Annotated in this window: 12 protein-coding genes; 9 read left to right on the forward strand and 3 right to left on the reverse strand. The window is 39.3% G+C overall.

The genetic code is table 11. The annotated features are described in order from the left end of the window. Positions 1-204, forward strand: a 204-nt coding sequence (locus AC6HVZ_RS19010) for a hypothetical protein (protein WP_497559708.1), incomplete at its 5' end; no start/stop codon positions are given. Positions 205-277: 73 nt separating this feature from the next. On the opposite strand, the gene AC6HVZ_RS19015 is transcribed toward AC6HVZ_RS19010, so the two are convergent. Next, positions 278-1306 (reverse strand): nuclease-related domain-containing protein, encoded by a 1029-nt coding sequence (locus tag AC6HVZ_RS19015; protein WP_497559709.1) that lies wholly within the window; start codon positions 1304-1306, stop codon positions 278-280. 114 nt (positions 1307-1420) lie between these two features. Here AC6HVZ_RS19015 and AC6HVZ_RS19020 point away from each other — a divergent pair, with 114 nt between their 5' ends. From AC6HVZ_RS19020 to AC6HVZ_RS19040, 5 genes are all read left to right on the forward strand, one after another. Continuing rightward, positions 1421-2131, forward strand: coding sequence for a hypothetical protein (locus AC6HVZ_RS19020; protein ID WP_497559710.1), 711 nt, complete (start codon positions 1421-1423; stop codon positions 2129-2131). Between the two features lie 70 nt (positions 2132-2201). Further along, positions 2202-3203 (forward strand): rod shape-determining protein, encoded by a 1002-nt coding sequence (locus AC6HVZ_RS19025; RefSeq protein WP_497559711.1) that lies wholly within the window; start codon positions 2202-2204, stop codon positions 3201-3203. Between the two features lie 482 nt (positions 3204-3685). Next, on the forward strand, positions 3686-4489 hold the full coding sequence (locus AC6HVZ_RS19030; protein WP_497559712.1) for a flagellar hook-basal body protein: 804 nt from the start codon (positions 3686-3688) through the stop codon (positions 4487-4489). A gap of 10 nt (positions 4490-4499) precedes the next feature. After that, positions 4500-5330 (forward strand): flagellar hook-basal body protein, encoded by an 831-nt coding sequence (locus tag AC6HVZ_RS19035; RefSeq protein WP_497559713.1) that lies wholly within the window; start codon positions 4500-4502, stop codon positions 5328-5330. A gap of 87 nt (positions 5331-5417) precedes the next feature. Next, the gene (locus tag AC6HVZ_RS19040) at positions 5418-5834 is read left to right on the forward strand and encodes a DNA-directed RNA polymerase subunit beta (RefSeq protein WP_497559714.1); all 417 of its coding nucleotides are present in this window, start codon (positions 5418-5420) and stop codon (positions 5832-5834) included. 347 nt (positions 5835-6181) lie between these two features. On the opposite strand, the gene AC6HVZ_RS19045 is transcribed toward AC6HVZ_RS19040, so the two are convergent. Further along, a complete protein-coding gene (locus AC6HVZ_RS19045) occupies positions 6182-6328 on the reverse strand; it encodes a lmo0937 family membrane protein (RefSeq protein WP_497559715.1) in 147 nt (48 codons plus the stop codon). Between the two features lie 164 nt (positions 6329-6492). Here AC6HVZ_RS19045 and fabZ point away from each other — a divergent pair, with 164 nt between their 5' ends. Next, on the forward strand, positions 6493-6912 hold the full coding sequence (gene fabZ, locus AC6HVZ_RS19050) for a 3-hydroxyacyl-ACP dehydratase FabZ (protein WP_497559716.1): 420 nt from the start codon (positions 6493-6495) through the stop codon (positions 6910-6912). Positions 6913-7280: 368 nt separating this feature from the next. Continuing rightward, a complete protein-coding gene (locus tag AC6HVZ_RS19055; protein WP_497559717.1) occupies positions 7281-7589 on the forward strand; it encodes a hypothetical protein in 309 nt (102 codons plus the stop codon). 86 nt (positions 7590-7675) lie between these two features. Here the strand turns inward: AC6HVZ_RS19055 and AC6HVZ_RS19060 are convergent, their stop codons facing one another. Further along, positions 7676-7864 (reverse strand): YjfB family protein, encoded by a 189-nt coding sequence (locus tag AC6HVZ_RS19060; RefSeq protein ID WP_497559718.1) that lies wholly within the window; start codon positions 7862-7864, stop codon positions 7676-7678. Positions 7865-8481: 617 nt separating this feature from the next. Here AC6HVZ_RS19060 and AC6HVZ_RS19065 point away from each other — a divergent pair. Continuing rightward, positions 8482-8973, forward strand: a complete 492-nt coding sequence (locus AC6HVZ_RS19065; RefSeq protein WP_497559719.1) for a competence protein ComK — start codon at positions 8482-8484, stop codon at positions 8971-8973. Positions 8974-9124: the final 151 nt, after the last annotated feature.

Genomic DNA, 9124 nt, shown 5'->3' on the forward strand with positions numbered 1-9124 from the left:
GGAGAATGGAAATATCGTCGGGAGCCGAGCGGATATCGCCTGGAGAATGGGAATATCGTCGGGAGCCGAGCGGATATCGCCTGGAGAATGGAAATATCGTCGGGAGCCGAGCGGATATCGCCTGGAGAATGGGAGTATCGCCGGGAGCGTGTGGATATCGGCAGGAGAATGGAAATATCGTCCAGAAGGAAAATACATAAGTAGGAAAATGGTAAAAAAAGCAGGTCAAAAATATTAGACCTGCTGCATGAGTGATTAAAACTGCAATTGAAATTAACTATAATTGCAAGATTGTTTGTTTTTTCTTATTTGGAACGAATGAATCTTGTGGAAATAATTCCAGCCTTGGTGCGTGGTATTTTCTTGCTTTATTCTTTCCAGTTTGCGTGAGATTCATGGAATTTAGTATGCTGTATGCTGTTTTCGCAGAATCAATTTGAAGTAAATTTCTACATTCGCTATTGGTGATCGTTGGCTTATAAAGAAGAAAATAGTCCAGTATTAATCTCACGTGTGCTGTTGGATCAGTATTAAAACATTTATCGCATTGCCATGTTTTATATGTTCGTTTCATAGGATAACTTCCGCAGTTTTCACATTGTATCCCTTTTATCAAATGATTTTCGTTAATATTATAGTATTTTAGCAAATTTGGTTTTAGTGGTGTGTTGTAATTCAAAAAGGCATCGTTTATGCTGTGTAATGTATTTTTAGTTAAGACATTCTTGGTGTATTTAATTGTCATTTCTTTTATTTTGGGAATCAGGTTGTCTGCATAAATCATTTTATTATAAAATGTAGGATCGTTTTGATTGTTTTTAATAATGGTCGATGGGTCACTGACAATTACGAGGGATTCGATGGGAACACCATATACAGATAAAACTTGTTGCAGCCAGGAATTTAATTGCATTTCCTGTGAATTAGCTTGCAATATTGGACTTTGATATCCCTTTTCAACATTTTTATAAGTTTGTGTTAAATGACCAGAATCTGAGTTGTAATTTAGTTCACCTTTCATGTTTTTTGCCTCTATTATGAGAATAAACTTGCTGGAAAGAAGTAAAGTGTCCATTTGGAAAAAGTTGTGGTTAACTTTTAAACGAAGACTTTGATACTCGAAGAAATTTTTTAGCGGGTACGTACTTAATTTATAATCGACGGTTTGTTCTCCGCGATGCCCGGCTAAGTAATTCCAGTAATCTTGATTAATAACATTGTTAAGCCTGTGTTTATCCTTTAACATCCTGAACAGGGCTTCATAACATAAAATAATATACGGCTTTGTTCTAAATAATTTAATCAATTTTTATCACTCCTAAATTTGTATTAATGATATTATTCTACAAATATTGAAGATATCCTTTTTATTTAGGAGTTTTTTTTTAAAAATTAATAGTCAATTTTAACCAGACGGGGAATGAATATCGCTCGGAGACTGGAAATATCGCCCGGAGAGCAGGGATATCGCCGGGAGAACAAGAATATCGCTCGGAGACTGGAAATATCGCCCGGAGAGCAGGGATATCGCCGGGAGAACAAGAATATCGCTCGGAGACTGGAAATATCGCCCGGAGAGCAGGGATATCGCCGGGAGAACGAGAATATCGCTCGGAGACTGGAAATATCGCCCGGAGACTGGAAATATCGCCCGGAGAGCAGGGATATCGCCGGGAGAACAAGAATATCGCTCGGAGACTGGAAATATCGCCCGGAGAGCAGGGATATCGCCCGGAGAACGAGAATATCGCCCGGAGACTGGAAATATCGCCCGGAGAGCAGGGATATCGCCGGGAGAACGAGAATATCGCCCGGAGAGCAGGGATATCGCCGGGAGAACGAGAATATCGCCCGGAGACTGGAAATATCGCCCGGAGAGCAGGGATATCGCCGGGAGAACGAGAATATCGCTCGGAGACTGGAAATATCGCCCGGAGAGCAGGGATATCGCCGGGAAAACGAGAATATCGCTCGGAGACTGGAAATATCGCCCGGAGAGCAGGTATATCGCCGGGAGAACGAGAATATCGCCCGGAGACTGGAAATATCGTCCTTCCGCCCTGCAAGCAAATTTTCATACAGTTTTTGTCGAAATGTACAGTTAAAAGTAGATTTTTGTGGTAAAATATAATATTAGTAGCATTGTGTTCGTTTACAGATACAGATGCGAGTTAGTTTTCATAATAGGAGGATAACGATTCATGTTTTCTAGGGATATTGGAATTGACCTTGGAACTGCCAATGTTTTAATTCATGTTAAAGGAAAAGGAATAGTTTTAAATGAACCTGCCGTTGTTGCAATGGATCGCAATACAGGGAAGGTACTTGAAGTTGGTGAAGCTGCAAGACGTATGGTTGGTAGAACACCAGGAAACATTGAGGCTACTCGTCCATTAAAGGATGGAGTAATTGCTGATTTCGATGTGACAGAAGCGATGTTAAAGCACTTTATAGATAAAATAAATGTACGTGGTTTTCTGTCAAAGCCGAGAATGCTTATCTGCTGCCCGACAAATATTACGAAGGTGGAGCAAAAGGCGATTAAGGAAGCGGCTGAGAAATCTGGCGGGAAGAAGGTTTACCTTGAAGAAGAACCAAAAGTAGCGGCAATTGGTGCTGGTATGGAAATTTTTCAGCCAAGTGGAAATATGGTTGTAGATATCGGTGGAGGTACAACTGATGTTGCCGTACTTTCCATGGGTGATATTGTTACATCAGAATCAATTAAAATGGCTGGAGATAAATTTGATGTGGAAATTCTGCAATTTATTAAGAAAAAGTACAAGCTGCTTATTGGAGAGCGTACGGCAGAAGATATTAAAATTAATATAGCAACCGTATTTAAAGATTCCCGTAAAGAGGAAATGGAAATTCGTGGACGTGATATGGTAAGTGGATTGCCACGTACGATCACTGTTTACTCTGCTGAGATTGAAGAAGCATTGCGCGAATCTGTTTATTTGATCGTCCAGGCTGCAAAATCAGTACTTGAACGTACACCACCGGAATTATCAGCTGATATTATTGATCGAGGTGTTATTTTAACAGGTGGTGGAGCATTGATTCATGGAATAGACCTATTGTTGGCTGAAGAATTAAAGGTTCCTATTTTTACCGCAGAAGAGCCAATGAATTGTGTGGCCAAAGGAACTGGAATTATGCTTGAAAATATTGATAAAATTGAACGCAGAAAAGTTGTTTAAACCTTAAAGTTAAAAGCAATTTAGAAATATGTGAGTCGCACCCAGCAGGGGACGTAGGTCGCCCCTCGAGGACGTGGAGCGCTCCCATAAGATGGTAGTCGCACCCAGCGCAACGTGGTTTGCCCCCACAATACGTGGGCCGCACCCAGCAGGACGCAGACCGCCCCCACAATATGTGAGTCGCACCCACCAGGACATAGGTCGCCCCCCGCAGGAGGTGGAGCGCTTCCATAGGACGGTGGTCGCACCCAGCAGGATGCGGAGTGCAATCCACAATACGTGGGCCCGCATCCCGCAAAACGTGTAGTGCTCCCATAATACGTGGGATGTGCTCCACGCCGGGATGCCGAGTGCACTCCACAGGACAAAAAGTGCATACTTAATACATTTTCCATAATATTTTTTTAAAAAACCCAATATGTTATACCCTGGAAAAATATTCCTAATCATAATTTTTTTCAGGAGGATAAGGAGGGGACGTCTTGTTAAGAGGATTTTATACTGCAGCAAGTGGGATGATTGCACAACAGCGGCAGCAGGAGGCTTTATCTAACAATATTGCCAATGCAAATACACCAGGCTATAAATCAGATCAGACAGCGTTACGTGCATTTCCTGAAATGTTGCTAGAGCAAATGGGGTCTGAAAATATCCCGACAACACGTGGTTTGAAATTGCCGATTCAAATTCCAATTGGAACATTGAATACAGGTGTATATGTACACGAAACAGTCCCGAATTATGTGCAGGGTGATATTCGTGAAACTGGTATGACAACAGACCTAGCACTTATAAATGGAGCACTACCTGATGAGGCAGGCGGTTTATTTTTTACAGTCCAAAATGAAGCTGGACAAGAGCGTTATACGAGAAATGGGAATTTTACCGTTGATGGTGAGGGATTTCTTGTTACGAATCAAGGATATTATGTTCTGGACCAAGCGGGTAACCCAATTCAAACAAATGGGATGGAATATACAGTTACGGAGGATGGCCTGTTTCAAACAGAAGGCGAAAACATTCCGCTTGGCATTGCTTATACAGACAATGTGAATGCTCTCGTGAAAGAAGGAAATGGTCTGTTCAGTGGGGAAACTGGTGAATTACCTATAGGGACTACTTACCAGGTACAGCAAGGATTTCTGGAGCGTTCGAATGTAGATGCATTGCAATCCATGACGCAAATGATGGAAGCCTATCGAATGTTTGAAACAAATCAACGTGTCTTAAAGGCATATGACGAAAGTATGGGGAAGGCTGTTAGCGAAATTGGGCGTCTAGGTTAGGAGGGATCTCATGTCAAGAATGATGATACAAGCAGCTGTCACCATGAATCAGCTGCAAAATAAGCTGGACTTAATTGGGCATAACATGGCAAACAGTGAAACAACTGGCTATAAAAATCGCCAGGCTGATTTTTCTTCCTTATTGTTTCAGCAAATCAATAATCTAAATGATCCTGCAAATGCAGTAGGGCGGCTTACTCCAGATGGTGTCAGAATAGGCTCAGGTGCAAGCCTGGGATCAGTGAATATCGATTTATCACGTGGAAGCATTTCGACAACAGATCGTGCATTGGACACGGCGCTTAAGGTAGACAATCATTTATATCAAATCCAGGTAACTGAAAATGGCATACAGGAAACTCGTTTCACACGTGACGGTGCATTTTACTTAAATCCTGTTAATAATAATCAGGCATTAATGCTAACAGATAGCAATGGAAATCCAGTTCTTGGAGAAAATGGACCTATTGTGATTGCAGCAGGGTTTGACACGATTGATATTCATGATAATGGACAGGTTGTTGTTCAGCGTGATAACCAAACAGAATTTGCAGGGAGGATTGCTGTAGTGGAAGCTGTCCGTCCCCGACTGCTTGAAGCAACGGGACAGAATTCCTTCCGATTGCCAGATCTAGCAGAGCTTGGATTTAACATGGAAGAAATTATTCAGGCAACTGCACCGAATACGAATGTATTACAAAGCAAGGCCCTCGAAACTTCCAATGTAGATATATCAAAGCAAATGACGGATATGATCCTGACCCAAAGATCGTATCAATTTAATGCAAGAACTATTTCGATGGGTGATCAAATGATGGGCTTAGTTAATCAATTAAGATAACCTACTAGAAAGTCATCCATTCTTTATGGTAAAATTTAACCAGATTATTTTCATGTATTTTGTCAGTTCATAAGGAGAAAGTAAACCATGCCAACAAATCAATCTGAATCTGAAAAAACTGTTGATGAAAAGGAAACAAGGAAGGCACGTAAACAGGCTAAGCAGGAAAGGAAGCAGCAGCCTGCCGAAAAGAAGCAATCATCAGCAGAAAAACAAACATCAGCAAAGAAGCAATCATCATTAGAAAAGCAATCATCAGCAGAAAAACAAACAAGAAAACAGCAAAAGCTAAAGCAGAAAGAAGAAAAGAGAAAAAATAAAAAGCCAAGACGTCGTATTTTTCCGATCTGGCTGCGTATCATTATAATTCTGCTTCTTTGTGCAGGTGCTCTTATTGTTGGATTAATGATTGGATATGGTGTAGTAGGTGACGGAACTCCAAGTGATGCATTAAAAAAGGAAACATGGCAGCATATCATTGATATTGTAACGAAAACGGAATAAAATAAAAAAAGCATCTCATCAAATATACAGATGAAATGCTTTTTTTGATTGTTGAGGAATGATTAAATTGATGGGCTTTGAATAACGATTAAATGATGGTTCTGACGCATAAAATGAAGGATAGCTCATGTGTCTGTAATTACGTTTAAACGATAATAAGCCTTGTACAATGATGCAGAAGCTACCTATCGTAACATGTGCAAGAGCTGTATAATGACATTGTTCCCCAGCCTGAAAGTGGAGATGTTAGCTAAAAATCCAGAATATCAAGCTAAACAGTTAGAATATCAGGCTAGAAAGTTAGAACATCAGCCTTAGCACAGAAAGTGGAATCATAACATCAATTTTTAAGGGACACGTCTTCCTGTAACTAACCGAATAATTAAAATAACCAATGCAATTACAAGTAATATGTGAACAAGCCCGCCAGCAACTTCAAAAGCAAAACCAAGTGCCCATAAAATGAATAAAATAATAAGAATGGTCCAAAGCATAGCAAGTCCTCCTCACAAGTTCTAATTCGGAAGCATCTCATCTCAGAAAAGTAGCTGTTACTCGTTAATATACCTCTTTTTGCTAAAAATAAACATTTCTTTGCTATAATGAAAAAGATATTTATACTATACATAAACAGTTGAATTTGAAAAGGAGCGTTTCTATGGATATTGAAAAAATTAAAGAAATTATTCCACATCGTTCTCCGTTTTTATTTGTGGACAAAGTGACAGAAATGGAAGAAGGAAAACGAGTTACCGGGATAAAAAATGTAACGATTAATGAACCTTTTTTTCAGGGGCATTTCCCGGAATATGCGGTGATGCCTGGGGTGTTAATTATTGAAGCATTGGCCCAGGTTGGAGCAATAGCTGTATTGGGATTAGAAGCAAATAAAGGGAAACTGGGTTTTTTGGCTGGTGTTGATAAATGCCGCTTCAAACGTCAGGTGAAGCCAGGTGACGTGCTCAAACTGGAAGTGGAGATCACGAGAGTAAAAGGCCCAATCGGTAAAGGAAAAGGGATTGCCACGGTAGATGGGGAAGTAGCTTGTGAAGCAGAAATCATGTTTGCAATACAATAGGAAGCACAAAGGATCCTCTTTAAATGAAGAGGATTCTTTGTTTTTACACGGTAGCAAAGGATAATATTTTAGCAGGTGAGGAAATAGGAAAAAAGTTTATCCGAAATTCAAAAAATTACATCCTACATTAAAGAATGCAGGTTACCTATTTAGTAAAAAGCAAGCAAATCCAAGTTATTGAGAAAAGCGCTAAAGCGTCATTTTTCGGAGGTCACAGACAAGAAGTCAGATTTGAAGAAATCAGCGAAAAAGCCGATTTCGTTTATAGTTTCTTACTTGTTTCAAAAAATCTCCAAAAAATAAGTATCACTTTCTTGAATATGGTTAACCTAATGGCGATAGCGAACATCAAAAGGAGGGAAAAATTCATGAAACGAAAACGATTATTAAAATTTGGTGCGCCGATTATAGCGTTATCATTGATTGCGGCATGTGGAACTAATGATGATCAGGATCCGGTTGAGGATGAGGCTCCATTAAATCAAGAGGATGATAACAACAATCAAAACCCAGCCGAAGATGGCGATATGAATGGGGATGATGGTGGCATGAATGGCAATGATAATGGCACCAATGGTGATACCAATGATGGCATGAATGAAAGTGACGATAACGGCAATAATGGTGACAACAATATGCCTGATGACAATTTAAAAGATGATGAAGATAATCAATAACAAATTTACATGCAGTAGTAGTTCGTAATTTAAAAAGCAGAACAGCCCCCTCTATAAAAGAAGGATCGTTCTGCTTTTGTTTGTTTTCAGACTTTAATATCGATTCGGTTTCCTGCTGTTGGGTGTGGGGCAGATTGTATAGGCTCCTCAAGCATTTTAATTAATTGACTACCTTGCTGCTCCATTGTTTTCATTGCATTGTTCATAACAGCAATTCCTGCATTGGAACGAACCTGCTGATTCGCCATGATAACTGATAATGCTGCAATATCCATGAAATCCCTCCATCGCCTCTACGTCTATAAATAATTATAACATAGATAGTGATGAGATTAGGGGAATTTCGACTTATTCACTTTTTTGCCGCTTGCGTTTCGGTTGTGCCTTTTATGCTACTGGACTTTGTTGTTCCTTTTTGGCCCTTACGCATAAAACGACGTAGTGCTAATATGATTGTAATTATGTTTGAACGGGTACTAATTCTTGGAAAATGATGCAGTGGGTATATATCGTAAAATGCGCAGTAACCTTCTTTTTTACGGTAGAATGCATCCATCATCCGTCATGGAAACATCCTGAATCTTGCGCAATAACCTTCTTTTTTTACGGTAGAATGCATCGCCGTATTTTTGGGGGTCTATTTTTTTCTTGGTATCAGTAGATTTTTTTGTGGTTGAATTAAATTTGCTGATCTTTTTTTTTGCAACTGACTTCTTGCTTGTTTTACTGAACGGCTTGGCGAACTCTAGCCCGCCGGAAGGATTTACCTCTAATAAATGTTACAATAAGGTGATTGTTTCATCCTGTAAATAAAATAATTATGTTAAAAGATTACATTAATTCTGAAAATAATAGTAAAATAGTCTTAAAAGTTACATGGGGGTAATTTTAGATGAGGGATAAAAGTAGGGTAGTTTATATTATTACACAAAGAACAAAAGCAATTATAGCTGAGGTAACAGGAATTTATCGCACAAGGATTCTTGAAGGGGACAAGGAACTCTATTCGAGACATAAACCAGAGCAAATCCTTGATAATAGCTGTTTGGTATATGGTGCATCACTAGAAGGTAGAAAAAAACCAGTAAAGGAGATCCTGAATTCAGCAAGTAAATTGCCGGTTCCGATAAATGTAGACAAAGGGATTTACATGCTGCCGACAGCTTCGACGAAAAATAAGGATTGTATCTGGATTTCCTATCAACATATCGATACATATGAACAACGGGATGATCAAACATACATAGCTTTTCGTGATGGAACAGGAATATATATCAACATATCTTTAAGTGCGTTTGATTTGCAATATAAACGAACAAGCCAGGTAATTGTTCATAGTAATAGAGGAACCTTATTTGGAAAACATTGGAATCGGTGGTGGTAAAAAAACTCTGGTCATTTAACAGTGATCAGAGTGACTATTTTGCTTTAAAACTTCACAGGAAATTTCTTGTATAACAAAGGTGATTGTATATAGTAATCTAAAACTGGACCACGATAGTCATTGAAAAGTCCCCCACCTAGTCTATAATAAC

This window comes from Oceanobacillus sp. NCCP-135 (assembly GCF_059698015.1).

Excerpts from the sequence above, each read along its gene's own strand:
- AC6HVZ_RS19060 (WP_497559718.1), bottom strand. The coding sequence starts at position 7,864 with ATGGATATTGCAGCATTATCAGTTATCATGGCGAATCAGCAGGTTCGT.
- AC6HVZ_RS19025 (WP_497559711.1), top strand. The coding sequence starts at position 2,202 with ATGTTTTCTAGGGATATTGGAATTGACCTTGGAACTGCCAATGTTTTA.
- AC6HVZ_RS19035 (WP_497559713.1), top strand. The coding sequence starts at position 4,500 with ATGTCAAGAATGATGATACAAGCAGCTGTCACCATGAATCAGCTGCAA.
- fabZ (WP_497559716.1), top strand. The coding sequence starts at position 6,493 with ATGGATATTGAAAAAATTAAAGAAATTATTCCACATCGTTCTCCGTTT.
- AC6HVZ_RS19040 (WP_497559714.1), top strand. The coding sequence starts at position 5,418 with ATGCCAACAAATCAATCTGAATCTGAAAAAACTGTTGATGAAAAGGAA.
- AC6HVZ_RS19020 (WP_497559710.1), top strand. The coding sequence starts at position 1,421 with ATGAATATCGCTCGGAGACTGGAAATATCGCCCGGAGAGCAGGGATAT.
- AC6HVZ_RS19065 (WP_497559719.1), top strand. The coding sequence starts at position 8,482 with ATGAGGGATAAAAGTAGGGTAGTTTATATTATTACACAAAGAACAAAA.
- AC6HVZ_RS19045 (WP_497559715.1), bottom strand. The coding sequence starts at position 6,328 with ATGCTTTGGACCATTCTTATTATTTTATTCATTTTATGGGCACTTGGT.
- AC6HVZ_RS19055 (WP_497559717.1), top strand. The coding sequence starts at position 7,281 with ATGAAACGAAAACGATTATTAAAATTTGGTGCGCCGATTATAGCGTTA.